The organism is Amycolatopsis sp. NPDC004378 (assembly GCF_053602455.1).
The window spans coordinates 42,038-68,239 of sequence record NZ_JBSGDR010000021.1 but is presented as its reverse complement, the minus strand read 5'-3'; the positions used below and the strand labels follow the sequence as shown (position 1 = coordinate 68,239).

The 26,202-nt window shown below is 72.2% G+C and carries 24 protein-coding genes; 14 read left to right on the top strand and 10 right to left on the bottom strand.

Annotated elements, in window-relative coordinates:
• Positions 1–4: 4 nt before the first annotated feature.
• Both ACWEN0_RS40100 and ACWEN0_RS40095 read left to right on the top strand, forming a co-directional pair.
• A complete protein-coding gene (locus ACWEN0_RS40100) occupies positions 5–370 on the top strand; it encodes a MerR family transcriptional regulator (RefSeq protein ID WP_451985515.1) in 366 nt (121 codons plus the stop codon).
• 104 nt (positions 371–474) lie between these two features.
• On the top strand, positions 475–1,398 hold the full coding sequence (locus ACWEN0_RS40095) for an NADP-dependent oxidoreductase (RefSeq protein WP_451985513.1): 924 nt from the start codon (positions 475–477) through the stop codon (positions 1,396–1,398).
• 95 nt (positions 1,399–1,493) lie between these two features.
• Here the strand turns inward: ACWEN0_RS40095 and ACWEN0_RS40090 are convergent, their stop codons facing one another.
• Complete coding sequence (locus ACWEN0_RS40090; protein WP_451985511.1) at positions 1,494–2,651, bottom strand: mandelate racemase/muconate lactonizing enzyme family protein; 1,158 nt, start codon at positions 2,649–2,651, stop codon at positions 1,494–1,496.
• A gap of 73 nt (positions 2,652–2,724) precedes the next feature.
• Between ACWEN0_RS40090 and ACWEN0_RS40085 the strand changes: the two genes are divergently transcribed.
• The 5 genes from ACWEN0_RS40085 to ACWEN0_RS40065 all read left to right on the top strand — a co-directional run bounded on the left by ACWEN0_RS40085 (position 2,725) and on the right by ACWEN0_RS40065 (position 9,420).
• On the top strand, positions 2,725–3,471 hold the full coding sequence (locus tag ACWEN0_RS40085) for a FadR/GntR family transcriptional regulator (RefSeq protein WP_451985509.1): 747 nt from the start codon (positions 2,725–2,727) through the stop codon (positions 3,469–3,471).
• A gap of 49 nt (positions 3,472–3,520) precedes the next feature.
• The gene (locus ACWEN0_RS40080) at positions 3,521–4,669 is read left to right on the top strand and encodes a Gfo/Idh/MocA family protein (RefSeq protein WP_451985507.1); all 1,149 of its coding nucleotides are present in this window, start codon (positions 3,521–3,523) and stop codon (positions 4,667–4,669) included.
• A 70-nt stretch (positions 4,670–4,739) separates the two neighbouring features.
• Entirely contained in the window at positions 4,740–6,164 is a 1,425-nt protein-coding gene (locus ACWEN0_RS40075) for an extracellular solute-binding protein (RefSeq protein WP_451985505.1), read from the top strand.
• Complete coding sequence (locus ACWEN0_RS40070) at positions 6,161–8,170, top strand: ABC transporter permease (RefSeq protein WP_451985503.1); 2,010 nt, start codon at positions 6,161–6,163, stop codon at positions 8,168–8,170. The genes ACWEN0_RS40075 and ACWEN0_RS40070 overlap by 4 nt, the downstream gene beginning before the upstream one ends.
• On the top strand, positions 8,167–9,420 hold the full coding sequence (locus tag ACWEN0_RS40065; protein WP_451985501.1) for a mandelate racemase/muconate lactonizing enzyme family protein: 1,254 nt from the start codon (positions 8,167–8,169) through the stop codon (positions 9,418–9,420). Before ACWEN0_RS40070 ends, ACWEN0_RS40065 begins: the two co-directional genes overlap by 4 nt.
• Here ACWEN0_RS40065 and ACWEN0_RS40060 read toward each other — a convergent pair.
• Both ACWEN0_RS40060 and ACWEN0_RS40055 read right to left on the bottom strand, forming a co-directional pair.
• Positions 9,417–10,157: a ribonuclease activity regulator RraA gene (locus tag ACWEN0_RS40060; protein WP_451985499.1), complete on the bottom strand. Its 741-nt coding sequence runs from the start codon at positions 10,155–10,157 to the stop codon at positions 9,417–9,419. The genes ACWEN0_RS40065 and ACWEN0_RS40060 overlap by 4 nt on opposite strands.
• A gap of 78 nt (positions 10,158–10,235) precedes the next feature.
• Positions 10,236–10,574, bottom strand: a complete 339-nt coding sequence (locus tag ACWEN0_RS40055; protein ID WP_451985497.1) for a nuclear transport factor 2 family protein — start codon at positions 10,572–10,574, stop codon at positions 10,236–10,238.
• Between the two features lie 159 nt (positions 10,575–10,733).
• On the opposite strand from ACWEN0_RS40055, the gene ACWEN0_RS40050 reads away from it, so the two are divergent.
• On the top strand, positions 10,734–11,882 hold the full coding sequence (locus ACWEN0_RS40050) for a serine/threonine-protein kinase (protein ID WP_451985495.1): 1,149 nt from the start codon (positions 10,734–10,736) through the stop codon (positions 11,880–11,882).
• 15 nt (positions 11,883–11,897) lie between these two features.
• On the opposite strand, the gene ACWEN0_RS40045 is transcribed toward ACWEN0_RS40050, so the two are convergent.
• Complete coding sequence (locus ACWEN0_RS40045) at positions 11,898–12,263, bottom strand: DUF6223 family protein (RefSeq protein ID WP_451985493.1); 366 nt, start codon at positions 12,261–12,263, stop codon at positions 11,898–11,900.
• A 161-nt stretch (positions 12,264–12,424) separates the two neighbouring features.
• Here ACWEN0_RS40045 and ACWEN0_RS40040 point away from each other — a divergent pair, with 161 nt between their 5' ends.
• Together ACWEN0_RS40040 and ACWEN0_RS40035 are read left to right on the top strand one after the other, a co-directional pair.
• The gene (locus tag ACWEN0_RS40040) at positions 12,425–13,534 is read left to right on the top strand and encodes a sensor histidine kinase (RefSeq protein WP_451985491.1); all 1,110 of its coding nucleotides are present in this window, start codon (positions 12,425–12,427) and stop codon (positions 13,532–13,534) included.
• Positions 13,531–14,187 (top strand): response regulator, encoded by a 657-nt coding sequence (locus ACWEN0_RS40035; RefSeq protein WP_451985489.1) that lies wholly within the window; start codon positions 13,531–13,533, stop codon positions 14,185–14,187. The genes ACWEN0_RS40040 and ACWEN0_RS40035 overlap by 4 nt, the downstream gene beginning before the upstream one ends.
• Before the next feature lie 2 nt (positions 14,188–14,189).
• Here ACWEN0_RS40035 and ACWEN0_RS40030 read toward each other — a convergent pair whose 3' ends face one another.
• Entirely contained in the window at positions 14,190–14,648 is a 459-nt protein-coding gene (locus tag ACWEN0_RS40030; protein WP_451985487.1) for a MarR family winged helix-turn-helix transcriptional regulator, read from the bottom strand.
• A 57-nt stretch (positions 14,649–14,705) separates the two neighbouring features.
• Here ACWEN0_RS40030 and ACWEN0_RS40025 point away from each other — a divergent pair, with 57 nt between their 5' ends.
• The gene (locus tag ACWEN0_RS40025; protein WP_451985485.1) at positions 14,706–15,641 is read left to right on the top strand and encodes an amidohydrolase family protein; all 936 of its coding nucleotides are present in this window, start codon (positions 14,706–14,708) and stop codon (positions 15,639–15,641) included.
• Positions 15,642–15,694: 53 nt separating this feature from the next.
• Here ACWEN0_RS40025 and ACWEN0_RS40020 read toward each other — a convergent pair whose 3' ends face one another.
• Positions 15,695–16,375 (bottom strand): alpha/beta fold hydrolase, encoded by a 681-nt coding sequence (locus tag ACWEN0_RS40020; protein ID WP_451985483.1) that lies wholly within the window; start codon positions 16,373–16,375, stop codon positions 15,695–15,697.
• Between the two features lie 116 nt (positions 16,376–16,491).
• Complete coding sequence (locus ACWEN0_RS40015; protein WP_451985481.1) at positions 16,492–18,492, bottom strand: APC family permease; 2,001 nt, start codon at positions 18,490–18,492, stop codon at positions 16,492–16,494.
• 232 nt (positions 18,493–18,724) lie between these two features.
• Between ACWEN0_RS40015 and ACWEN0_RS40010 the strand changes: the two genes are divergently transcribed.
• Positions 18,725–19,291: a dihydrofolate reductase family protein gene (locus ACWEN0_RS40010; RefSeq protein WP_451985479.1), complete on the top strand. Its 567-nt coding sequence runs from the start codon at positions 18,725–18,727 to the stop codon at positions 19,289–19,291.
• A 190-nt stretch (positions 19,292–19,481) separates the two neighbouring features.
• Positions 19,482–21,626 carry a DUF6351 family protein gene (locus tag ACWEN0_RS40005; RefSeq protein WP_451985477.1) on the top strand — a complete coding sequence of 715 codons (2,145 nt, stop codon included), beginning with the start codon at positions 19,482–19,484 and terminating at the stop codon, positions 21,624–21,626.
• 145 nt (positions 21,627–21,771) lie between these two features.
• Here the strand turns inward: ACWEN0_RS40005 and ACWEN0_RS40000 are convergent, their stop codons facing one another.
• The gene (locus ACWEN0_RS40000; RefSeq protein WP_451985475.1) at positions 21,772–22,737 is read right to left on the bottom strand and encodes an Lrp/AsnC family transcriptional regulator; all 966 of its coding nucleotides are present in this window, start codon (positions 22,735–22,737) and stop codon (positions 21,772–21,774) included.
• 118 nt (positions 22,738–22,855) lie between these two features.
• Here ACWEN0_RS40000 and ACWEN0_RS39995 point away from each other — a divergent pair, with 118 nt between their 5' ends.
• Complete coding sequence (locus tag ACWEN0_RS39995; protein ID WP_451985473.1) at positions 22,856–24,322, top strand: FAD-dependent monooxygenase; 1,467 nt, start codon at positions 22,856–22,858, stop codon at positions 24,320–24,322.
• Here ACWEN0_RS39995 and ACWEN0_RS39990 read toward each other — a convergent pair.
• Positions 24,315–25,010, bottom strand: a complete 696-nt coding sequence (locus ACWEN0_RS39990) for a polysaccharide deacetylase family protein (RefSeq protein WP_451985471.1) — start codon at positions 25,008–25,010, stop codon at positions 24,315–24,317. The genes ACWEN0_RS39995 and ACWEN0_RS39990 overlap by 8 nt on opposite strands.
• Positions 25,007–26,038, bottom strand: a complete 1,032-nt coding sequence (locus tag ACWEN0_RS39985) for a glycosyltransferase (RefSeq protein WP_451985469.1) — start codon at positions 26,036–26,038, stop codon at positions 25,007–25,009. Before ACWEN0_RS39985 ends, ACWEN0_RS39990 begins: the two co-directional genes overlap by 4 nt.
• Between the last annotated feature and the right edge of the window lie 164 nt (positions 26,039–26,202).

Below are 26,202 nucleotides of genomic sequence, written 5' to 3'. Positions count from 1 at the left end.
AAGCATGAGGATCGGCGAGCTGTCCCGGCGCACGGGCGCGAGTGCGCGCTCCCTGCGCTACTACGAGGCGCAGGGCCTGCTGACCAGCGTCCGCTCCGAGGCCGGGCAGCGGCACTATTCCGACGCCGAGGTCGAGCGCGTGGCGCTGATCCGGCAGCTGTTCGACGCGGGCCTGTCGAGCCGGGTGATCGCGACGGTGCTGCCGTGCGTGGAGACCCCCGGCGACCCGGGCGTCGTCGAGTTCGCGTTCGCGACGATGAAGCGCGAGCGCGACCGGATCGACGCCGAGATCGCCCGCCTGCGCGAGACCCGCGACGCGCTCGACGTCCTGCTCGACGCCAACAGCCGGCACCAGGCGAAGCTGGCTTGAGGCTGTGACCCGCGCCTCAGCCGGTTGCCCCTGACACCGGTGTGAGCGGTGACGATGGCCGCAGCGCCCGGACCCGCCGGGCCGGTCGTCGGAAGGCAGCGGAAATGGGACAGGCGTGGGGCTTCGGCAGGTACGGCGGGCCCGAGGTGCAGGAGCTGATCGAGCGTCCCGATCCCGTCCCCGGGCGCGGTGAAGTGCTGATCCGGGTCGCCGTCGCCGGGGTGAACCCGCTCGACCACCTCCTGCGCGCGGGCCTGGTCCCCGGACTCGACGGCGGGCGCCCGTTCCCCCTCGTGCTGGGGATGGAGGCCGCGGGAACCGTGCTCGCGCTGGGGGAGGGGGTCGACGGGTTCGCGGTGGGCGACGCGGTCTTCGGCTTCGCGCTCACCGGCGGCGGCACCTACGCCGAGACGACGGTGCTGTCCGCGCCGAACACCGCCCGCATCCCGGCGGGCCTGTCCGCGACCGTGGCGGCGACGCTGCCGGTGGCCGGGACGACCGCCGTGGACGCGCTCGACCAGCTCGGCCTCCCACTCGGGGCGACGATCCTGGTCAACGGCGTCGGCGGCGGCGTCGGCCTCGCGGTCGCGCAGCTGGCCGCGGCGCGCGGGCTGCGCGTGATCGGCACCGGCAGCGCGGCCAAGCGCGAGCAGGCCGAGGCGACCGGGGCGCGGTTCGTCGACTACACCGCGCAGGACGTCGTCACCGCGGCCGGCGAGCTGGTGCCGAGCGGCTTCGACGGGATCGTGGACGTGGTCGGCGGCGCGTCGCTGCGCGCGGTCGCGCCGCTGGCCCGGGACCCGCACACCGTCATCGCGGTGGGCGACCAGTCCGTGTCTGAGCTCGGCGGCCGGTTCGTCGAGCGCCGCCTCGACCGCGAGAACCTCGAGCGCACGGCCCGCCTGGCGCTCGACGGCGTCCTGGCGCCGGTGATCAGCGCGATCCACCCGCTGTCGGACGCCCCGGCCGCGCTCGCCGCCGTCGAGAACGGGCACGCCTCGGGGAAGGTCGTCGTCAAGGTGACGTGACCGGCGTTTGTGGACAGTGCGCCGAATCGGTGCCGCCGACCGGGCTCGTCGCCGGAATCCGGCGCACCGGCCCGGCAGCTGATCGAGTCCGTCCGCTACGCGAAGACGCCGTAACCCGGGACGGCGTGGGCCCGGACGCCGTCCATGTCCGGCTCCACGCCGATGCCGGGCGCGTCGGGAACCGTGATGTACCCGTCCTTCACGATCGAGCCGCTCCCGTCGGGGGCGTGGACGTAGCTGTCCCACACCGGGCGCTCCTCGAGCGCGTGCCATTCCTGCACGAGGAAGTTGGGGATCGCCGCGCACTGGTGCGACGTGGCCATCGTGCCCAGCGGCGTCGACACCAGGTGCGGGGCGAACGGGATGTAGTGCAGCTCGGCGAGGTTGGCGATCTTCTTCGCCTCGGCGAGGCCGCCGCACTTCGGCACGTCCGGCTCGATGACGTCCACCGCGCCGCGGTCGAGCAGCTCGCGGAACCCCCAGCGCAGGTACAGGTTTTCTCCCGCGCAAATCGGCGTCCGGGTCTGCTCGCGCACCCGCACCAGCGCGTCGACGTTCTCCGCCGGCAGCGGCTCCTCGAGCCACATCAGGTGGAACGGCTCGAGTGCCCCCGCGATCCGGCACGCGCTCGGGACGTCGTAGCGGGCGTGCAGGTCGATGGCCAGGTCGACGTCCGGGCCGATCGCGTCCCGGACGGCGGCCACCCGCTCGACCATCGAGCGCAGCTCGGCGGCGTTGACCGTGTGGTTGAAGGCGTCGAACTTGGCCGGGTGGCGCAGGTTGTCGATGTCGAACTTGAGGGCCGTGAAACCTTCGGCGACCATCCGCTGGGCCCGGTCGACGCACCCGGCGGCCGAGCCCGCCGGGTCGTCGCCGTCGCCGCAGTCGGCGTAGAGCCGGATGCGGTCGCGGAACTTCCCGCCGAGCAAGCGGTACACGGGCTGGCCCGCGGCCTTGCCCGCGAGGTCCCACAGCGCGAGCTCGATGCCGGACAGGGCGATCACGAACACCCCGCTCTGGGCGCCCGCGAAGACCTTGCTGCGGCGCAGTTTCTCCCAGCACCGCTCGACGTTGCGCGGGTCCTCGCCGATCAGCAACGGCGTCAGGGACTCGATCATGCCGACGACGGCACCCGCGCCGGCGTCGGGATTGGCCTCGCCGAACCCGCTGAGGCCTTCGTCGGTGTCGATCCGCACCAGCGTGGCCTGACCGTGGTAGGCCACCACCGCCGTCGTGACGTTCACGATCCGCATTGCTCTCCTGCCACCGGGTAACGGGTGGGAATGGGACTGTCGCGAGGTCCAACTTGTCCGATAAGCTGATGACATGCAAAGGAGACAAGAGTCTCTGGACGCTGTCAAGGTCCGGACCCTTCCGGTGCAGGTGGCGGCCCACCTGACCCGGCGCATCGTCGGCGGCGAGTTCGACGACGGGCGGGCCCCTTCGGAGCTCGACATCACCCAGGAGTTCGGGGTGTCCCGCGTGGTGGCGCGGGAGACGCTCAAGATCCTTGCGTCGCTGGACATCGTCGACGTCGCGCAGGGCCGCCGCGTCGTCGTGCGCCCCCGCGCGGAGTGGGACTACCTGAGCCCGCTGCTGATCGAGTGGCTGCCCGCGGAGATCGTCGACGAGCTGCTGCAGGAGCTGTACCAGATGCGCGCGCTGCTCGAGCCCGAACTGGCCGCGATGGCCGCCACCGGGATCAGCGGCGAGACGCTGGCCCGGCTCGGCGACGAGATCGACCGCATGGCGGCGCTCGAGGGCGACCCCGAGGCCTACCTCGAGGTCGACCACGAGTTCCACATGGAGATCTGCCGGGCGGCCGACAACCGCATCCTCGACCGGATCATGTACTCCGCCCGCTGGCTCGGCACGGCCAGCCGGCGCGTCACCAACGAGGCGCCGGCGGGGCTGCACCGCGCCACCGCCGAGCACACGGAGATCTACGAGGCGCTCGTGGCGCGCGACCCCGAAGCGGCCCGCGCGGCGATGCGCGAACACCTGAGCAACAACCACTCCACACTGCTCTCGGAAAAGGCACAGCGAAGCAAGCGGGCCGCCAAGCGGCGTTGAACACCCTGCACGACCGAAATCCGGAACCGATGACGAGGACGGACGAGGCATGGCAGCACCGGGGATCCCGCCGATCCGGCTGGGGCTGATCGGCACCGGGCTCGCGGTGGAAAAGCTGCACTGGCCGGCCTTGCGCACGCTCGCCGAGCGGTACGCCGTCACCGCGTTCACCGACTCCGCCGCCGGGCAGCGCGCGAGGTTCGCCGGCTACAGCGGGGTCGATCCGGCCCTGGCCACCGAAGACCGGGCCGCGTTGCTGGCCCGTGACGACGTCGACGCCGTGCTGGTTTCGGTGCCGATCCCGCACCTGTACGAGGTGGCGCGCGACGCGCTCACGGCGGGCAAGGACGTGTTCTGCGAGAAGCCGGCCGGCGCCGACGCGGAGCAGGCCGCGGCCTTCCTCGCCCTGGCGGCCGCGCACCCGGACCGCACCTTCATGGTCGGTGAGAACTACTTCTACCGCGACGACCTGCGTTACGCCCGTGCGTTGCTCGACAGCGGCGCGATCGGCCGGCCGCACCTGATGGCGTGGCGGCACGCCGCGTGGTCGGTGCCCCGGGCGGGCGCGTTCACCGGCACGCCGTGGCGGCACCGGCCGCAGTACCGCGGCGGCGTGCACCTCGACTTCGGCGTGCACCACATCGCCCAGATCCGGTTGCTCTGCGGCGACATCGCGCGGGTGCACGGTGCCGTGCAGACGGCCAACAGCACGATCGACGCACCGTCGGACCTGACGCTCAACCTCGTCTTCACCGGAGGCGCCATCGGCAGCTACACCGCGTCCTTCCCGGAGATCCCGGTGCCGCCCGAACCCAACGACATGCGGCTCTACGGCACCGAGGGCGTGCTCGTGCTTTCCGGCTCCGAGCCGGAACGCCGCGTGACGCGCAGCAGTGCCGACGCCACCACCGAAACGATGGTCTTCCGCGGCAGCGACAACGGCTACCGCGCGGAACTCGCCGATTTCGCCGACGCCGTGCAGTTCGGCGTGCGACCGGTCGGCAGCGTGGCCCAGAGCGTGGCCAACGCGATGGTCGTCCAGCGGGCGCTCGACTCCGCGGAACGGGCGGCAGTGCTGGCGCTCGACCCCGTGCCCGGCGCGGGCCCGGTGCCGCTGTGGCGGCCCCGCGGCTCGGCCGGGCTGTTCGACGGGCTGCCCGGCCAGCGCACCAGCAGTTCGGCGTCCTTCGCCGCGTGACCCCGCAGCGTGGCGCTCGCCTCGCTGTCCCGCCGGTCGCACCGTTGCCCCGTCGGTATGAGGAGTTGTCATGGAAGAGAAAACGGGCCTGTCGAGGCGTACGTTCCTCGGGGTGAGCGCGCTGGGCGCGCTCGGTCTCGCCGGGTGCGGTGGCGGTGCCGCCGAAGCGCCGAAGGTCGACGTGCAGGTGCCGCAGGCGCTGCTCGACCAGGCGGCCAAGCTCCGCGGCGGGTCGGTGGGGATGCTTTCGCAGAAGCTGTATTCGGAGGCGGCCAACAAGGCGCTGGACAAATCCCTGCAGGCGTTCGCGCAGGCCACCGGCACCACGATCCGCAACGACCTGGTCTCCGGCGACGCCGGCGACATGGTCGCGAAGATGGACGCCGACGTGAAGGCGGGCACCAACCGCGACCTGGCGTTCATGAGCGACCGGCGGTTCGTCGGCCAGCTCCACAACCTGGGCGCCCTCACCGACGTCACCGACGTCGTCACCGAGATGAAAGCGCTTTACGGGGAGCCCGCGACGGAGGCCGACAACTACTGCGTGTTCGGCGGCCGCTGGTTCGCGATCCCGTACCACTTCATCGCGACCGGGATGTACCTGCGCAAGGACTGGTACACGGAGAAGGGGCTCCCGCTCAAGCCGTACTATTCGTGGGAAGAACTGCGCGACAACGCGTTGGCGGTTTCGGACCCTGGCAAGCGGCGCTTCGGCTGGGGGCTCACGGTGAACCGCTCCGGCGACGCCAACGGCTTCATCCAGAACGTCATCAACACCTACGGCGGGGCGCTCGCGGACAACACCGGCACGAAGGTGACGTTCAACTCGCCGGAGACCGTCGCGGCCGTCACGTTCATCGGCGACATCTACACGAACCCGAAGTACCAGCCGATGCTGCCGCCCGGGGTCGGCAGCTGGACCGACTCGAGCAACAACGAGAACTGGCTGGCCCAGATCCTGGGGCTGACACTCAACCAGTTCAGCGTCTACGCCGACTCGAAGACCAAGAAGAACCCGGTCTACGCCAACACCCACGTGTTCAACGGCGCCACCGGACCGGCGCTCGACCGGCCCCTCGCGTTCGGCGAGTCCAACTCGTTCGTCGTGTTCAAGGGGGCGAAGAACCCCGGCCTCGCCAAGCTGGTCGCGAAGTTCATGGCCGGCGGGAGCGCGCTGCTCGGCGTCGCGAAGGAAGCGCCGTGCCTGGTCAACCCGTCGTGGGACAAGGTGTGGGACTCCGACCCCTACTACACCGGCGGTGACCCGGCCTTCCCCGCGCTGCGGGAGCAGACCCGCGCGCCGCTGCCGGTGAAGACCAAGACCGGCTACGCGTTCCCGCAGGCGCCGAGCCCCGGCGAGCAGGCCGCCGTCGCCGCGTACGTGCTCACCGACATGATGCAGTCGGTCATCCAGGGCACCCGGCCGGCCGACGCCGTCGCCGCGACCCACGGCCGGATCGTGCAGATCTTCGAGCAGCAGGGCTACCGGCAATGACGATCCTGCGCCCGCGCCCGGCGCCCGTCCGTCCGGCGCCGGGCTCGTCGTCCTCGCTCACGCGGGCGCAGCGGGTGCTCGGCCGCGACTGGCGTCTCGCCGCGGTGTTCGTCGGGCCGACGCTGGTGCTGGTCGCCGGCCTGATCCTGGTCCCGATCGCCGGCTCGGTGGTCACCAGCGCCACGGAACGCCACGGCGCGGAGACGGTCTTCGTCGGGCTGGACAACTACACGGCCCTCATCGGCGACGGCCTGTTCCACAAGGGCGTGCTCAACTCGTTCGTCTTCACCGCGTACGCCGAGATCTTCAAGGTGGCCCTCGGCCTCATCGCGGCCTTGATGCTGCACCACCTGCGCCGCGGCCGGGCGCTGCTCGCCGGGGTGATCCTGCTGCCGTGGGTGATCCCCACGGTGGTCACGGCCTTCACCTGGCGGTCGCTGCTCGACCCGATCTTCGGCAGCGTCAACGTCCTGCTCACCGACTCCGGGATCGGCCCCGCTCTCGCCGGGATCGGGCTCGTCGACAAGTGGCCCGCGGAGTGGCTGTCCGATCCCGCGCTCGCGATGCCGTCGGTGATCCTGGTGAACGTCTGGAAGGGCGTCCCGTTCTTCACGGTGACGTTCCTCGCCGGGCTCAAGGCCATCGACGGCAACCTCCACGAGGCGGCGATGGTCGACGGCGCCTCGCCGTGGCAGCGCTTCGTGCACATCACGCTGCCGGGGCTGCGGCCCGTGATGATCGTGACGGTGCTGCTGTCGTCGATCTGGACGTTCAACAACTTCGACCTGATCTGGCTGATGACCCAGGGCGGGCCGGGTGACGCGACGGCGCCGTACGTGATGGTGGCCTACTCGAAGGCCATCCAGCAGCTGCAGCTGGGCGCGGGCGCCGCGGTCACGCTGGTGATGCTGCCGGTCATCGCCGTCCTCGTGGTGATCCTCGTGCGGCTGATGCGCCGCAGCGACCTGCCGGGCGCGGCCGACCTGGGGCGCAGACGGCTGTCTCCCGCCCAGCGCCGGGCGCTGCCGTGGGCGATAGTCGCCGCCTCCGTGCTCGTCCTGGCGTGGGCGTCGCCGCACATCGTCTGGAGGGCCGCGCTCGTGCTGGGCGTGTTCGTGGTGCTCGCGGCCGCCGTCGGCCGGGTCGTCTCGGTGCTCGCCATCCGGGGCAACCGGCTCGCCGCGCGCCTGGTGGGTGGTACCGGCAGCGGGATCGCGCTCCTGGGGCTGCTGGGTTTCGTGCTCGCCCCGCTCTACTGGATGACGGTCACGGCCTTCAAGTCCGACGACCAGATCGTCGCGCGCACCGACGACCTCTGGCCGACGCCGTGGACCACCGAGCAGTTCACCAACCTGTTCAGCGGGCGGCCGTTCGGCACCTGGTACGTCAACACGATCCTGGTGTCGGTGGCGTCCACGGTGATCGCCCTGGTCTGCGCGGCGCTGGCGGGTTATGCGCTGGCGCGGTTGAAGTTCCGGGGTTCGGAGAGCTTCACGGTGACGATCCTGCTCACCTACGTGATGCCGGGCGCGCTGCTGTTCATCCCGCTGTACCAGCTGATGAGCGGGATCGGGCTGAACGACTCGTTGTGGTCGCTCGTGCTCGCCTACCCGACGTTCACCCTGCCGTTCGCGACGTGGCTGCTGGTCGGCTACTTCAAGTCGATCCCGGCGGACCTCGAGGAGGCGGCGCTGGTGGACGGCTGCACGCGGTTCGGGGCGTTCCGCCGGATCGTGCTGCCGCTGGCGAAGCCGGGTCTGCTCGCGGTCGCGCTGTTCACCCTCACCAACGCGTGGAACGAGTTCCTGTTCGCCTTCGTGTTCATCACCAACGACGACTACAAGACGCTGCCGGTCGGCATGCAGTCGATGATCTTCGGCGACGTCGTCCCGCAGGGGCAGCTGGCCGCGGCGTCGCTGCTGGTCAGCATCCCGGTCGTGCTCATGTACGGCTTCGGGCAGCGGTTCCTGACCGAGGGCCTCACCGCGGGGGCGGTGAAGGGATGATCACCGAGGAGCACGTCGCGACGGCGTCCCGGCCGACCGGTCTGCGGATCACCGACCTGCGGGTGGCGAACCTGACCGGGGTGCCGTTTCGCTCGTCGATCATCCGGATCGACACGAACCAGGGCCTGTCCGGCTACGGCGAAGTGCGAGACCAGGCCAGCGCGACGTACGCGCTCATGCTCAAGAGCCGGATCGTCGGCGAGAATCCTTGCAACGTCGACAAGATCTTCCGCAAGATCAGGCAGTTCGGGTTCCACGGCCGTCAAGGGGGCGGGGTCTCCGGCGTCGAGATGGCGCTGATGGACCTCGCGGGCAAGGCGTACGGAGTACCCGCGTACGCGCTGATCGGCGGCCGGTTCCGGGACGAGGTCCGCTGCTACGCGGACACGCCGTCGCTGCCGGACCCGCACGCGATGGGCGCCCGGCTGCTGGAGCGCAAGCGGCGCGGGTTCACGATGCTGAAGATGGACGTCGGCGTCGACCTGCTCTGGGACGTCCCGGGAGCGCTGATCGCGCCGCCGGGGGCCCGTTCGGACCGGACCACGATGCACCCGTTCACCGGCATCCAGGTCACCACCGCGGGCGTCGACGCTCTGGTGTCCTATGTGGACATCGTGCGGTCGGTGGTCGGGTACGACGTCGCGCTCGCCGCCGACCACTTCGGGCACATCGCGCTCGACTCGGGCATCCGGATCGGCCGTGCGCTGGAGCCGTTCACCCTGGCGTGGATCGAAGACCTGATCCCGTGGCAGCTGACCGATCAGTGGCGGCAGCTGACCGAGGCGGTCGCCGTCCCGACGTGCACGGGGGAGGACATCTACCTGCTGGAAGGCTTCCGGCCGCTGCTGGACGCCGGCGCCATCCGCGTCGCCCACCCCGACCCGGCGACGGCGGGCGGGATCGCGGAGACCAAGCGGATCGGCGACTACGCGCAGGAACGCGGGATCGCGATGGCGCTGCACCTGGCGGCGTCGCCGATCGCGACGATGGCCTGCGTGCACCTGGCCGCGGCCACGGAGAACTTCCTCGCCCTCGAACACCACGCGGCCGACGTCGGGTTCTGGAGCGACCTCGTCACGGCCCCGCTGATCGTGAACGGCCACATCACCGTGCCGGACACGCCGGGGCTGGGGTTCGGCGACCTCGACGAGGAACTGCTGCGCCGCCACCTCGACCCGCGCGACCCGGTGTTCTTCGCCGAGACCACGCACTGGGACGCCGAGTCGAGTCACGACCGGCTGTGGAGCTAGGCGCGGCCCTGTTCGGCGCGCCACCGCTCGTACTCGGGACGGGCCTCGTCCGACAGCGGGTAGTACCGCCGCAGGTCGCCGCCTTCGGACAGCCGGATGCGGGAGAACTCCTCCCATTCCGCGTGTTCCCGGGCGTGGGCCACCAGCGCGGGCGCGAGCTTGACCGGCACCACGACCGCCCCGTCGTCGTCGGCGACGACGATGTCGCCCGGCTCGACGAGGGTGCCGCCGCACGCCACCGGTACGTTGACGGCGGCCGGCACGATGCCGGTCTGCGCGTGGAAGTTCGGTGTCGCGCCCCGGATCCACAGTCCGAGGCCCAGTTGCTTGGCCTCGCCGATGTCGCGTAGGCACCCGTCGATCACCACCCCGGCGCCGCCGCGGCCCTTGAAGTAGGTCAGCATCATTTCGCCGAACACGCCGCTGCTCATGTCGCCGCGCGCGTCGACGACGATCATGTCGCCCGGCTGCGCGTGGTACATGACGTGCCGGTGCAGCTGCTTCTCCGGTTCCTCGTATTCCTCGACGGGGTAACGGTCTTCCCGCTTCGGCAGGAACTGCAGCGTCAGCGCCGGCCCGGCCACGCGCACGCCCGGCGTCACCGACACCGGGCCGGCGATGAACGCGCTGCGGATGCCCAGGCGGCTGAGCTCGCCGCTGGCCGTCGCACTGCCGATTTTCGCGAGTGCCGCACTGAGTTCCGCGGGCGGGCGAACGATGTCGTGCGTCTCGACCACGTCGATGGCCCCCTCGGGTCCGCGCTGACCGTGCCCCTTCGAGCCTAGCCGCGCGAAGCCCGGATCACGAGCCGTCTTTCACGGTGCGATCACCAGCTCGGCGATGCGGCCACCGTCCAGGGTGAACCGGAAGCGCAAGTCGACGACGCCGCCGGGGAAGTCGCCCTCGAGGTGGTTGACCGCCACGTAGTGGTCGTCGTCGATGCGCTGGGCCGCGACGAGCGTCGCGGTGTAGGTGTACTCGCTCGCGGTCTTGGCGAGCCAGTCGCGGATCTCGGGCTTTCCGCGGTAGGTCCGGCCTTCGTCGGTGACGACGGCTTCTTCGGTGTAGCAAGCCAGCGCCGGTTCCAGGTCACGGGCCTGGTGGGCGGTGAGGTAGGTGGTGATCAGGGCGGGCAGCTCGATGGTTTCGCTCATGGTGACCACGGTGGGGTCTCTCCCGGGGAGAGGGTCAAGCCCCCGCCGCGGCGGACGGAGATCGGCCGGCCGGTGTTCCGGCTCACGCCGTGAATCGGGTTTACGCGGACCTCGGCGGCGGGTACCGGAAGGCAGCCGAGCGGGATGGGGTGCCTGACGATGTCGAACGAACTGCCGGACGTGCTCGCCGGGCGGTACGAGGTCGGATCGCTGATCGGTCAGGGCGCCACGGCCAGGGTCTACCGCGCCGTCGACCGGGAGCTGGGGCGCGAGGTCGCGGTCAAGGTCTACGACCGCCACGCGGTGGCCGTGGAGCAGCTGCGCCGGGCGCGGGAGAAGACCTTGCTGGCCAGCGTCCACCACCCGCGGGTCGTCGCGTTGTTCGACAGCGGTACCGAGGGGGACCTGCCGTACCTGGTGATGCAGCTGGTCGACGGGGAGAACATCGCCGAGCGCCTGCTCGCCGGGCCGTTCACCGCGGACGAGGTCACCGAGCTGGCGATCCGGCTGGCGGACGCACTGGCCCACGTGCACGCCCGCGGGATCGTGCACCGCGACCTGAAACCCCCGAACGTCCTGATCGGCCCCGAAGGCCCGCTGATCACCGACTTCGGCATCGCGCACGCGCTGGACTCCACGCGCATCACCGGCACCGGCCTGGTCACCGGCACGGCCGCCTACCTCGCGCCGGAACAGATCCTGGGGGAGCCGGCCGGGCCACCGGCCGACATCTACGCCCTCGGCCTCATCCTCCTGGAGTGCCTGACCGCGCAGTGCGAGTTCCCCGGCACGCTGGCGGAGTCGGCGATGGCCCGGCTGCACCGCGCGCCGCGCGTTCCCGACGGGACTCCCGAGCCGCTCGCCGGCACGCTGCGCCGGATGACCGCCCGTGACCCCGCCGACCGCCCGGGTGCCGAGCAGCTGCCGCAGTTGCTGAGCGCGCACGCCGGCACCGTTCCGCTCGTCGCTTCCGCGCGGCGACCGCGGGCGACGGCCGCCGTGGCCGGTGGTCTGCTGGCCGTGACCGCGGCGGCCGTGCTCACGGTGGCACTCACCCGGCCGGCCGAGCCCGCGACCACCCCGGCCCCGCTGCCCGCGGCCGCGCCGCCCACCAGTTCCGTCGCGGTCCCCGCCCAGGTCTCGTTGTCCCCGGCCTCGGCCGTGGTGGTGGCCTCGTCGCAAGCCGCCAAGCCGGTGGCAGCGGGTGTGGTGGCCGCCGCGCCCCCGAAGGGCGGCCCGGCGAAACCGGACGGCGGTCCGCACGGGAACGCCAAGAAGGGCCCGGGAAAGAAGCCCGGCAAACCGTGACGCAGGCCGTCGAATTCACCGGCTCCGGGGGACGGTTCGACGGGCGCGAACCGCGAGCCCGCCGAGCACGAGGGCGATCAGCCCCAGCACGACGGCCGCCCCGCCACCGACGACGCCGTTACCCGTGCCGGGACCGCCGTCGGCGACGGCGAGGTTCACCGTTCCGCCGGCCACGGCGATCAGGCCCGACACCAAGGCCACGACGGCTCCTCGCGCGTTGCCGGCGCCGCGGTCGGCGCGGACCCGAGCCCGGCCCCCGGCGAGCGCGCCGAGCAGGCCCAGCAGTGCGGCCGCCGTGGCCCAGAAGCGCGCGGCGGTCAGGGTGTAGGCGCCCACCTCGGCCGCCTGGACCAGGGCGGCGAGCAGGGGACGAGCGGACATGAGGTGCTCCTTCACTCGGAAGACCGGACGTCGTCGAGCTTGTCCTCCCGGTCCTCTCGCGTCGTCGTGCGCATGCGGGCAGTTCCTACCGCGGGCGCGGTAGTCCGGGAATGCTCCTCGTGCCGGACTCGCGCGCAGCGATGTCCGGTTAGGGTGCCGGGATGAGCCGCGGACGGATCGTGGACGGGGTGATCGCCGCCGGGGTGGCGGCGGCGCTGCTGATCGCCGGGCGGTCCGCGCACCACCCGGCCACGGCGCTCGCCCCGCTGGGGTACGCGCTGCTGGCGGCCGGCGGCTTGGCGCTGGCCGCGCGCCGCCGCGCTCCGGTCGCGGTGCTGGCGGTGACGGCGGCGTGCGCGCTGGGGTACCAGGCCGCCGGCTTCGAAGTCCCCGTCGTCGCCTACCTGTTCGCCGTGTACGCCGCGGTCCGGGCCGGGCACCGCGTCGCCGCGGTCGTGGCTTCGGTGCTCATGCTGGGAGCGGTTCCGCTCGCGCTCCTGGCCTCGGGCCTGCACGACACCGCCGAGGCGTTCACGCAGTCCCGCGACGTCCTCCAGCTGGCCTGGCTGATCGCCGCCGGGGCGGCGGGGGAAGCGTTGCGGCAGGCCGAACGCCGGGCGGACGAGGCCGAGCGCACCCGCGAGGAGACCGCACGCCGGCGCGCCGACGAGGAGCGGCTGCACATCGCGCGGGAACTGCACGATTCCCTCACTCACCAGATCTCCGTCATCAAGGTGCAGGCCGAGGTCGCCGTCCACCTGGCCCGCAAACGGGACGAGGACGTGCCGGAGGCCCTGCTGGCGATCCGCGACGCCGGTCGCGAGGCGGCCCGGGAGCTGCGCGCGACGCTCGAAGCCCTGCGTGACGACGACAAGAACCCGCCGCGCGGAGTCGACGACGTCCCGGACCTCGTGCGCCGGGCCCGGGCCGCCGGCCTCGACGCGCAGCTGACCATCGAGGGCGACCGCGACGACGTGCCGGCCGCGGTGGACCGGACGGCCTACCGGATCGTCCAGGAGTCCCTGACCAACGTCACCCGGCACGCCGCCGCGGCCACCGCGTCGGTCCGGATCGTCTACCGCCCGGGCACACTGGCCATCCGGGTCGACGACGACGGCCAGGCCACGGTGGACACCGCGCCGGAACCGGGCGTCGGCCTGCTCGGGATGCGCGAGCGCGTGTCGGCCCTGGGTGGCCGGCTCCGGGCGGCGCCGCGCCGCGAAGGCGGGTTCAGCGTCCAGGCCGAGCTGCCCGTGGAGCACCCGGCGTGATCCGGGTCCTGCTGGCCGACGACCAGCCGCTCGTCCGCAGCGGGTTCCGCGCGCTCCTGGACATCGAGGACGACATCGAAGTGGTCGCCGAGGCCGCGGACGGGCGCGAAGCGGTGGCCCTGGCGGTGGAGCACCTGCCCGACATCGCGATCCTCGACGTCCGCATGCCGGGCGTCGACGGCATCGAGGCGACCCGGCGCATCGCCGCGGACCCGGCGCTGGCGGGCGTGCACGTCGTCATCCTGACCAACTACGGGCTGGACGAGTACGTCTTCGACGCGTTGCGGGCCGGTGCCGCCGGGTTCCTCGTCAAGGACATCCGGCCGGAGGACTTCCTGCACGCCGTGCGGGTGGCGGCGCGGGGTGACGCCCTGCTGGCGCCGTCGATCACCAGGAAGCTGATCGACCGCTACGTCACCCGGCCGCCCGCTCCCGGAGCCGGGCTCGCGGACCTGACCAACCGCGAGCGCGAGGCCGTGGCCCTGGTCGCGCAGGGCCTGTCCAACGACCAGGTCGCCGCCCGGATGGTGATCAGCCCGCTGACCGCCAAGACCCACGTCAACCGGGCGATGGCCAAGCTCCGCGCGCGGGACCGCGCCCAGCTCGTCGTGTTCGCGTACGAATCCGGGCTGGCCGCGCCCCGCGGCTCCTGAGCTCAGCCGAGGGTGATCACCGGCACCAGCTTGTGCAGCAGGGTGACGAGCTGGCGGCGTTCGGCGGGGGAGAACACGCCGAACGCCTCCGCTTGACGTTCCCGTCGGCGGGCCGTCAGCCGGGTCAGGCGTTCGCTGCCTTCCGGGGTCAACGTCACCAGGACCTTGCGCTCGTCTTCGGGCGATCGGCGGCGCACCACGACTCCGGCGGCTTCCAGCTGCTGGAGCATCCGGGTGGCCGTGGGGATGGACACGTCGGCCGCCGCCGCGAGCCGGCCCACCGGCAGTTCCGGCTCGGTCGCGAGGGGCTCGAGGAGCGTGACCTGGGGGAGCGACAGGCCGCCGTCGCGGTCCGCGCCCGCCGAGCGGGCCTTGCGCATGGCGAAGAACACCGCGTCGGCCGCCTGGACGAGTTCGTCGACCTCCGCGGCCGTCGGGGGCTGGTTGCCGGTCGTCGTCATGCGGGTTAGTCTAGCAAAGTAATAGTTAGCAACCTAGTTATTAGGAGGCTAGGTATCATGAGTGACCGCATCGACGTCCACCAGCACCTCCTGCCCGCCCGCTACCGGGAAGCGCTGGAAAGCAGTGACCTGACCGCGGGCGGGTGGCCGACACCGGCGTGGAGCCCCGGCGACGCGACCGCGATGATGGACGATGCGGGCATCGCCACCGGGGTGCTGTCCCTCAGCGCGCCGGGCGTCCACTTCGGCGACGACGCCGCGGCCCGCGACCTGGCTCGCGAGGTCAACGACTTCCAGGCCGAGCTCGTCAAGGACGCCCCCGGCCGGTTCGGGCACTTCGCCGTGCTCCCGCTGCCGGACTTCGACGGCGCGGTCGCCGAGGCGGTGCGCGCGCTCGACGAGCTGCACGCCGACGGCGTCGTCCTGCTCTCCAACGCCCGCGGCCGGTACCTGGGCGACCCGGCGTACGAGCCACTGTGGACGGAGCTGGCCGCGCGCCGCGCCGTGGTGTTCGTGCACCCGGCCGAACCGCCGATCGAGCGGCTGCCCGGCTTGCCGAGCCCGCTGCTGGACTTCCCGTTCGACACCACGCGCACCGCGCTCGACCTGGTGGCGCACGGGGTGTTCGACCGGCACCCGGAGCTGCGGATCATCCTTTCGCACGCCGGGGGTTTCCTGCCGTTCGCCGCGCACCGCTTCGCCGGTGCGGCGATGTTCAACCCCGGCACCACCCCGGAGGGCATCCTGGCCGGGCTGCGGAAGTTCTACTTCGACACGGCGTTGTCCGCCGCGGCGACGTCCCTGCCGTCGTTGTTCGCCTTCGCCGAGCCCGGGCACGTCCTCTACGGCAGTGACTTCCCGTTCGCGCCCAAGGACTGGCGAGGGGAGTTCGACCGGTACCTCACCGCCTACGACGGCCCCGGCGCGGACCGGTTCCCCGACGTCGACCGCGCCGCCGCGGAGGCGTTGTTCCCCCGGCTCGCCACCCGCTGACGCCGAGCGCTCGGCGACCTGACCGCCCGGGGCCGGATCGCCGAGCCCGGCCGTCAGAGCGATTCGGCGGCGCTGCGGATGACGTCGAGGACGAAATCGGGGTGGGACAGCATCGGGACGTGGCTGCTGTCGATGTCGAACGTCTTCGCGCCCATGCGGTGCGAGGCCGCGCGTTGCAGTTCCGGGTTCACCGTCCGGTCGTTGTTCGCGACGATGTACCAGCTGGGCTTCGACCGCCAGGCGGTGCCGTCGGCCTTCTGGTCGAACAGGTCGGGCACCGGGACCATCTGCGTCGCCCAGACCAGCTTCTGCTCGGCCTCCGGCAGGTCGCCGGCGAAGCAGCCGATGCCGTCGTGACGCAGCCAGATGCGCCCGTCGGTGACCTCGATGTGCTCGAAGACGTCGGTGCGGGCGAACTTGTTCTGCTGGTCCTGCGAGGTTTCCGTCTCGTCGGGGGCGAGCGCGGCGATGTAGACCAGCCCGGCGACGCGGTCGTCGGTGCCGGCGGCGGTGATCAGGGTGCCGCCGTAGGAGTGGCCGACGAGCAGGACCGGGGAGCCGACCCGGCCCAGCGTCCGGACCACCGCGTCGACGTCGCCTCGGAGGCTGTCGAGTCCGTGCTGCGAGGACGCGACTTCGTACCCTTCTTCCTGCAGCGGGGTGATCAGCTTGCTGAAGCACGAGCCGTCGGCCCAGAGGCCGTGGGCGAACACGATGCCCGGTTTGGCCGGCATGGCTTCCTCCTTCGTGCGCAGGGGAACGACGAACCGACGTTAGCCCTGCCCGGGGGTCCCGGATAGCGGCCGAACATCCGATCCTGGCGACTCCGCTTCCGCCGGTTCGAGGGCGCTCAGCCGGACCGCCGCTGGGTGGTGACGCCGCGGCGGAGGTCGCCGGGCAGCGGGCGGACGCGCTGCAGGTCGCGGCGGGTGGTGGAGTGCAGTTGCCAGGGCACGCTCGTCACCATCACGCCGGGCTCGAACAGCAGCCTGCCCTTGAGCCGCAGCGAGCTCTGGTTGTGGAGGATGTTCTCCCACCAGCGGCCGACGACGTACTCCGGGATGTAGATGCAGACGACGTCCCTCGGGCTGGCGCGCCGCAGGTTCTTGACGTACTGCACGACCGGCCGGGTGATCTCGCGGTACGGGGACTCGATGACCTTGAGCGGCAGCTTCATCCCGCGGTGTTCCCATTGGCGCTGGAGTTCGCGGGTGTCGGCGTCGTCGACGTTGACCGTGATGGCGGTCAGGGTGTCGGGCCGGGTCGCGCGGGCGAAGGCGATCGCGCGCTGGCTCGGCTTGTGCAATGTGGAAACGAGCACGATCGCGTGGACGCGGCTGGGCAGCAGCTCGCTCTCGTCGTCGGGCAGCAGCTCTTCGCGGACGTGCGTGTAGTGGCGGTGGATCGCGCGCATGACCACGTACAGCACCGGGATGGCGATCACGACCAGGTAGGCGCCGTGGGTGAACTTCGTGACCAGCACGACGACCAGCACGATCGCGGTCAGCGTCGCGCCGAGGGCGTTGATCAGCCGGGACCGCTTGATGGCCGCGCGGCCGGTGGTGGCGCCGGCCAGTTCGCGGTTCCAGTGCCGGACCATGCCGGCCTGGCACAGCGTGAACGACGTGAACACGCCGAGGATGTAGAGCTGGATGAGCCGTGTGGTGGAGCCGTCGAAGGCGAAGATCAGGACCGCGGCGACGAGCGACAGCGCGATGATGCCGTTGGAGAACGCCAGCCGGTCGCCGCGGGTGTGCAGCTGCCGCGGCAGGTAGCGGTCCTGGGCCAGGATCGAGGCCAGCAGCGGGAAGCCGTTGAACGCGGTGTTCGCCGCGAGGATCAGGATCAGCGCGGTGGCGGCCTGCAGGACGAAGAACAGCACGGCGTGGTCGCCGCCGAACACCGCCGCGCCGATCTGGCTGATCACCGTGCGCTGCGGATCGGTGGTGCAGTCGCCGCGGAACCCGCCCAGATCGCAGGTGTTCTCGGCGATGTGCACCTTGGTGATGAGCGCGAGCGCGGTGATGCCGCCGAACATGACGACGGCGATGACGCCCATGGCGGTCATGGTGCGGGCGGCGTTGAGCGCCTTGGGCTTGCGGAAGGCCGGGACGCCGTTGGAGATCGCTTCGACGCCGGTGAGCGCGGTGCAGCCGGAGGAGAACGAGCGCAGCAACAGGAACACCAGGGCGAGGCCGGTCAGGCCGGTCTGCTCGGGGTGGACGTCGTAGCCGGCGCTTTCGGAGAGCGGCGGGTGCCCGGCCACGACACGGGTGAACCCGACGACGATCATCAGCACGACGGTCGCGATGAACAGGTAGGTCGGCGCGGCGAAGGCCCGGCCGGACTCGCGGATGCCCCGCAGGTTCATCGCCATGAGCACGACGATGAACCCGACGTCGAGCAGGATCCGCTCGTCGTTGAGCTGGGGGAGCGCGGAGATGATGTTGTCCACCCCGGAGGCGACCGACACGGCCACCGTCATGATGTAGTCGACCATCAGGGCGCCGGCGACGACCAGGCCCGCGTGGCTGCCGAGGTTGCGCGACGCGACTTCGTACGAGCCGCCGCCGCTGGGGTAGGCGCGCACGACCTGGCGGTAGGAGATCACCACGACGGCGAGGAGCACGGCGACCGCGAGCCCGATCCAGGGCGCGAGGGTGAAGTAGGCGAGCCCGCCGATCGAGAGGATCAGCAGGATCTCCTGGGTCGCGTAGGCGACGGAGGACAGCGGGTCGCTCGCGAAGATGGGCAGGGCGAGCCACTTGGGCAGCAGGGTCTCGCCGAGGGTGTCGCTGCGGAACGGCCGGCCGACGACCAGCCGCTTCAGCCATGAGGTGGTTGCCGGCACGTACGGCAGCCTCCCTCGCACGGCGGCCGACCGGCGTAGGGAAAACGTCAAGATCCGGACGGGGGCGTAGAGAACGCGTAAACGTCTCCGCGGCGCTCGTCAGGGTCGCGTCAACGATCCTGGTCCCGGGCCGGCGAGGTGCGCTAGGTCCGCACCGGGCCGGCCGCCCAGTACGGTGGTCCGCGTGGTGCGGTCCGGCTCTCCGGACCGACCGGCAGAAAGGCGCGGTGCTGTGCGGAAGCTGGTCTACGGCATGAACCTGTCCCTGGACGGCTACGTCGCCGCGGCCGGGGACGATCTCGGCTGGAGCGAGCCGAGTGATGAGCTGTTCGCGTGGTGGCTCGAGCAGGAGCAGGCGATCGGCCTGTTCCTGTACGGGCGCAAGCTGTGGGAGACGATGAGCTCCTACTGGCCGACCGGTGACCGGCAGCCGGGTGCCACGCCGGCGCAGGTCGCGTTCGCGCGGAACTGGCGGGACACGCCGAAGGTCGTGTTCTCCTCGACCGTCGGCGAGGTCGGCTGGAACACCCGGGTGGTCACCGGCGACGCGGTCGAGGAGATCACCCGGCTCAAGGCCGGGACCGGCGGGCCGATGCGGGTCGGCGGCCCGGCGCTCGGCGGCGCGGCCATGCGGGCCGGGCTGGTCGACGAGTACGAGATCGTGACGCATCCGGTCCTGCTCGGTGGCGGCGTGCCGTTCTTCGCCGCGGTCGACGCCTGGGTGAACCTGGACCTGGTGGAGACGCGGACGTTCCCCGGCGGGGTGGTGCTGACCCGGTACCGCGTGCGCGGGTCTTGACACCTCAGCCGGATTCGCGGACACGCCGCTGTCCGGGCCGGGATTCGCATCCCGTGGTGGCCGAGCCCCGGCCCCGCTGAGCTCACCCCAGCCGGAACCGGACGTTCTTGTTCCGGTCCGGCCGCAGGTGCTATACCGGCAGCTGCCCGGTGTCGCGACGACGCGACGCCACGAGCGAGCGGAGTGTCCGGTGGCAAACCGTGCTTTCGTCGTCGCGGCCCTGACCACACCCGTCCTGCTGCTGGGGACCGCGACCGCGATGGCCGACCCGCCACCGGGGCGGCAGCTGACGATCGAGACCGTGTCGAACCCGCGGCCATCGCTCGTCAGCGGGGGACAGGTCCTGGTCCGGGTCGTTCCGCCGGAGCGGACGCGCGGTGGGCGGGTCGACGTCAGCGCCAACGGCCGCGACGTCACGCAGGCCTTCCGCGCGCAGCCGGACGGGAGCCTGCTCGGCCTGGTGACCGGGTTGCGTGACGGTGCCAACGACCTGCGCGCCCGGGCGAGCGGACGCGGTCCGGACCAGCGGGCGGACCTGCGGGTCACCAACCACCCGCTCACCGGCCCCGTCTTCTCCGGTGCGCAGCAGCTCCCGTTCTACTGCGAGACCCAGGCGTTCGGCCTGCCCCCGGCGTCGCAGCCGTTCTGCAGTGCCCCGACCCAGGTGAGCTACCAGTACCGGACCACCGCCGGGGCGTTCGCGCCGCTGGCGGACCCGGCGGCCCGGCCCGCGGACCTCGCGACGGCCACGGTCAACGGGCACTCGGTGCCCTACGTGATCCGCGTCGAGCGCGGCACGATCGACCGCGCCGTCTACGAGATGGCGGCGCTCTACGACGGCACGCCGTCGCCCGTCGCACCGGACGCCGCCTGGAACGGGAAGCTCGTCTACACCTTCGGCGGCGGCTGCAACGCGGGCTACCACCAGGGCACCTCGACCGGCGGGGTCGTCAACGACCTGTTCCTGTCCCGGGGCTACGGGGTCGCGTCGTCGAGCCTGAACGTGCTCGACAACAACTGCAGCCCGATCATCTCCGCCGAAGCGGCGATGATGGTCAAGGAGCACTTCGTCGAGACCTACGGCCCGGTCGCCCACACCATCGGCTGGGGCGGCTCGGGCGGGGCGATCCAGCAGTACGACATCGCCGAGAACTACCCCGGCATCGTCGACGGCATCATCCCCGGCGTGTCGTTCCCGGACCCGCTGAGCGTGGGCGGCCCGGTGTCGGACTGCCGCCTGCTCGAGCAGTACTTCGCCGGGCCGGGCGCGTCGTTCACCGCGGCGCAGAAGCGGGCCGTCGCGGGCTTCGCGAGCTATGACAGCTGCACTTCCTGGAACCTGACCTTCGCCAGCCGCGCCACCGCGACCGGCAGCTGCAACGCGGCGATCCCGGTGTCGGCGAGGTGGGATCCGGTGACCAACCCGCGCGGGGTGAAGTGCAACTCCAACGAGCAGCTGGTCAACCAGCTCGGCCGGGACCCGCGGACCGGGTTCGTGCGCAGTTCGCTGGACACGACCGGGGTGCAGTACGGCCTGGCCGCGTTGCAGGCCGGCGCGATCACGGCGGCGCAGTTCGCCGACCTCAACGCCGCGATCGGCGGCCTCGACTACACCGGAAAGCCCGTGGCGCAGCGGATCGCGGCCGACCCGAAGGCCCTCGACGCGGTGTATGCCGACGACATCGTGAACTCGGCGTCGCAAGGCCTGCGGGAAACGCCGATCATCGACCAGCGGACCGACCTCGACTTCGCCGGCCCGGGCAACGACATCCACACCACCGAGTGGTCTTACGTGATGCGGCAACGGCTTCTGCGGGCCAATGGCACCGCGGGCAACCAGGTCATCATCGAAAACCACGCCACCGCGGCCGAAGCGGCGAGCGCGAGCGTGTACGAGCTCGACGCGATGGACCGCTGGCTGACCGCGATCGACGCCGACGGTTCGCACCGGAGTCTCCGGCAGAAGGTGCTGGCGAACCGGCCGGCCGACCTCGGCGACGGGTGCTACCTCTCCGCCGCGTCGCGGATCACCGAGAAGCTGACGTACCCGGCGAGCGGCCAGTGCGGCGCGCAGTACCCGGTGGCGGCCGACACCCGGATGGTGGCGGGCGAAGGCCTTGCCCTCGACGTGCTGAAGTGCCGGCTGAAGCCGCTGAACTTCCGCGACTACCCGGTCACGTTCACCACGGCGGACCAGAACCGCCTGCGGGCGGCGTTCCCCGGCGGCGTCTGCGACTACAGCCGCCCGGGCGTCGGGCAGCACGCGCCGATCGGCACCTGGCTCAGCTACGGCGACGAACGCACCGGCACCACGCCGCCGACGAAGCCGTGGTGAGCCGACAGGGAGCCACCGAAACCGCTGGCTCGGGTGTGGACTGTCGCGAAAGGACTGTCCACTGAGGCCATTCCCATGTGGTCGCTGGACCGAATGCGCGATCGGAACCACCGCACTCCTCGGTGCGGCATCGGAACCGCAGGCCCTACCGCTGGTTGGCGACCTGCTTGACCGTCCGGATCACCGGTGCCGTTTCGATGTGCGTGATGGCCGGGAGCGCCGCCACCCGGGTGGTCAGGTACCGGTAGAGCGCGCGCTGGTCCGGGCACACGACGCTGGCGAACAGGTTGCTCGGCCCGGTCGTGGCCGCGGCGAAGGCGATCTCGGGGTGCCCGGCCAATTCCTCCCCCGCCTGTTCGAGCTGCGCCGGGGCGACCGAGAGCCACAGCAGGGTCCGCGGTCCGGTGCCGAAGAGCCGCCGGTCGACGTCGAGGTCCAGGTACAGCACGCCGTGGTCGCGCAGGTCCGTCATCCGGCGCCGGACCGTCGTCGGCGACCAGCCGGTGAGCGTGGCCAGCCGGGCGATCGCGGTCCGGCCGTCGGTGGCGAGCGCGGCGAGCAGCTTCCGGTCGCCGTCGTCCAGACGCACCGGGCCCGGCCGCTGGGGTGCCGGGGGCGGGCGGAGCCGTTCGACGGCGTCTTCGTCCAGCCGGCCGAGCTTGGCGACGAGGCCGTCCGGCCCGCCGTAGAAGGTGTGCAGGACCGAATGCGCGGTGACGCCTTCGACCCGCGGCGTCCGGGGGAGCTTCGCCAGCAGCAGCGCTTCGCTGTCGGCCGCGGTTTCCGTGCGCACCGTGCAGGTGATCTCGGTGCCGCCGGAGGTCAGGCTCACCCAGGACGTGTCGGACCGCTGTGCCAGCGCTTCGGCGACCGGGACCGACGCCGCCGGCGCGCACCGCACGCGCAGGAACCACAGCACGGCGCCCAGCGCGGTCGGGTCGACGCCGCCGACCACCCGCACGGCGCCCGTCGCCCGCAACCGGGCGTAGCGGCGGGCGATGGTGCGATCCGACACGCCGAGAACCTCGGCGATGGTGCTGAACGCGGCGCGGCCGTCGACCTGCAGCGCGTGCACGAGCCGGCGGTCCAGCTCGTCGTAGTCGGATTCCACCGCGCCGACCCTACTCGGTGCCGGATTCGGCCTCTGTCGGTGCCGTTTCTGGCGTAGCGGTCGTGGCCGGCGCAGCGTGGCTCTCGTCCTGATCGACACGAAACCCAGGGGAGAGCTCATGGACACCGGAGTGCTCATCGTCGGCGCGGGCCCGACCGGCCTGACACTGGCCAACGAACTGCGGCTGGCGGGGGTGCCGGCCGTGCTCGCCGACAAGCTGCCGCGGCGGAGCGAACTTTCGCGAGCGGGCGGCGTGCAGTCGCGCACCTTGACGGCACTGGACCAGCGCGGGCTGCTGGAACCGTTGCTGGCGAACGGAAACCACCCGATCAGCGCGGGCCACTTCGCCGGGATCGAGTTCGGGCTCGAGAACACGGGCCAGCGGCTGCCGTGGCGGTCCGTGCCGCAAGTCGTGCTCGAAGAGTTCTTCGAACGGCACCTCGCCGAGCACGGCGTCCACGTCCGGCGCGACCACGAGCTGACCGGCTTGGCCCAGGACGGCGCCGGGGTCACCGCGACCTTCGCCCACGGCGTGGTGGTCCGCGCCCGCTACGCCGTCGCCGCCGACGGCGCCCACAGCACGGTGCGTGCGCTGCTGGGCGCGGCGTTCCCGGGGCGCGCGGGCACCTCGACGGTCGTTGCCTCCGACGTCCGGCTGAGCGGTGCGGGCGAGGCGATGTCGCACACCTGGAGCGACGGCCACTGGGCGGCGCTGTACCCGCTGGGCACGGACGGGCAAGGCCGGCCGATGCGCCGGCTCGTCCTGGGCGGACCGGGCCGGTCGCGGCCACGGGACGTCCCGGTCACCGAGGACGAGATCCGCGAGGGCCTGCGGCTCGTCTTCGGCGACGGCGTGGCGCTGCTCGAACTCCGCTACGCCCGGCGCATCACGAACGCGGCGCGCCAGGCCGAGCGCTACCGGCACGGCCGGGTCTTCCTGGCCGGCGACGCCGCGCACGTCCACCTCCCCCTCGGCGCGCAGGGGATGAACACCGGCATGCAGGACGCATTGAACCTCGGCTGGAAGCTCGGCGCCGCGGTCCACGGCTGGGCGCCGGAGGGTCTGCTGGACACCTACCACGAGGAGCGGCACCCGGTCGGCGCCGCGGTGCTGCGCAACGTCCAGGCGCAGAGCCTGCTGATGGACTGGGCGGGCACGCGCGACCCGGACGTCGCCGCCACCCGGGAGCTGTTCGCGGCGCTGGCGGAGCTGCCGCAAGTGCAGCGCCACCTCGGTGATCTGCTGTCCGGGATGGCGATCCGCTACCCGATGCCCGGCGCCGCGGCGCACCCGTTGCCCGGCCGTCCCGCCCCGGACCCGAAGGTGGGGGCGGCCCGGCTGCACGAGCTGCTGCGGTCCGGCCGCGGCGTGCTGCTCGACCCGGACGACGCGCTGGCCGGGCTCGCCGGTCCCTGGTCGTCGCGGGTGGACCGCGTGACCGGGGAAACGGAGGCCGAGCCGATGCTCGTCCGCCCGGACGGCTACGTGTGCTGGGCCGGTGCTCCCGAGGCTCTGCGGCCGGCGTTGGCCCGCTGGTTCGGCGAACCGGACGTCACGCCGGGAAGTTCACCCACGCTCACGTGACGTCCTGAAGGGACGCGAAGGTGAGGCCGCGGTGGCGGCAGTCGGTGATGAGGGCGGGAAGGGCCCCCAGGGTGGCGCGCCAGGCACCGTTGCCCGTCGTGATGTCGCTGTCGTGCAACAGGATCGTGCCGCCGGTGCCGAGACGTGCGGTGACCCGCCGCCGGATCGAGTCCGGGGTGCAGCCCTCCGTCCAGTCGAACCCCCAGGTGCTCCAGAGGATCGGCGTCAGGCCGAGCCGGCGGGCCGAGATCAGGGAGGCGGTGCTGAAGACGCCGTAGGGCGGGCGGAACCAGCGTGGCGGCGTGCCGGTGGTGCGGTGCAGCAGGTCGCGGGTGCGCCGCAGGTCGTGGTGCGTGGCGCGCGGTGGCCGGCGGAGCAGGCAGCGGTGGTCCCAGCCGTGGACGCCGATCTCGTGCCCGGCGGCGGCGATGTCCCGGACGATGTGCGGCGCACGGCGGGCTTCCTCGCCGAGCAGGAAGAACGTCGCCCGGACGTCGTGCGCCGCCAGCGTCCGCAGGACCCGAGGGGTCGCTTCGGGGCTGGGGCCGTCGTCGAAGGTCAGGGCGACGCGGCCGGGAGTGGTCGCGCCGGCCAGCCGGGGCAGCAGGGCGCGGCGCGGCCCGGGGAGGAACGCGATCGCGGGAGCCGCGTGCACGGCCAGCGCCGCCAGGGCGAGTGCGGACTTCACCGGGTCTCCAAGAGCTTCTCGAGCAGGGGCACGGTGTCGGCCGTCGGCATGAGCGAAGGGCTGGGACGTGCGGCGACGAGCGCCGCGGCGAGGTCCTCGCGGGTGCGGAGCCAGGGGACGAGGCCCAGGCGGTCGAGCACGGCGGCGTTGGCGCGGCCGTGGCCGGGCAGGCAGCGGTAGGTGACCACCGGCAGGCCGGTGGCCAGCGCTTCGGACGTCGTCAGCCCGCCGGCGTTCTGGACGACCGCGTCGACGGCGTGCAGCAGCCGGGGCATGTCCTCGACCCAGCCGAACACGTGCCGGTGCCCGGCGGCGCGGAGCTGGTCGCGCAACGCGGTGTTGCGGCCGCAGACGACGACCGGCACCGCGACACCGGACGCCGCGACGTCGGCGGTCGTCTCGCGGACCTGGCCGACGCCCCAGGAGCCCGCGACGACCAGCGCCAGCCGGCCCCGCTCGGGCAGGCCCAGGGCGTGCCGTGCCGAGCGGCCCTCGCCGGTGGCCGGCGGCCTGAACCGCGACCGGACGAGCGGCGCCGCCACGGCGGCCTCCGGCGCGCCCAGGGCGCGGGCCTGGTCGGCGGCTTGGTGGTTCTGCGCGATGTGCAGGTCGGCGGCCGGGTGCACGCACAGCCGGTGCACGGCGGGGTCGGTCAGGTAGACCGCGAGCGGCGGGCCCCCGGCACGCAGGGCGGCGAGGGCGTGGGTGGCGAGGGGGTAGGTCGAGACCGCGAGGTCGGCGCCGGCGAGGGCCGCGCCGAGCCGGGGGCAGGCCAGGGTGGCGCCCCGCCGGGACAGCCCGGCACCCCATTTCGTGCCGAGCGCGGCCAGTGTCCAGTCCCAGCTGCGCGGCACCACCTCCAGCTGGCGGTGGTAGAAGGCGCACAGGCGCCGGCCCAGGGAGCCGGGGAGCAGGTCCAGGAAGTCGAGCACTTCGACGTCGTGCCCGGTCAGCCGGTCGGCCAGCGCGTGGGCGGCTCCGTCGTGCCCGGCCCCCACCCGCGCCGAGACGATCACGATGCGGCTCATGCCCCTCCTCTACTACAGGTCGGTAGTAGTTCTACAGGTTCGTAGATTAGAGTGGGGTGAGAGGTTTGCGGCCACGGCGGATCCACGACCGGCGCTTTGTCCGAATAGGACGAAAAGATGTCCGGTTTTTCGTTGCGCGCCGAAGAAATCGTCCTCGACATCAC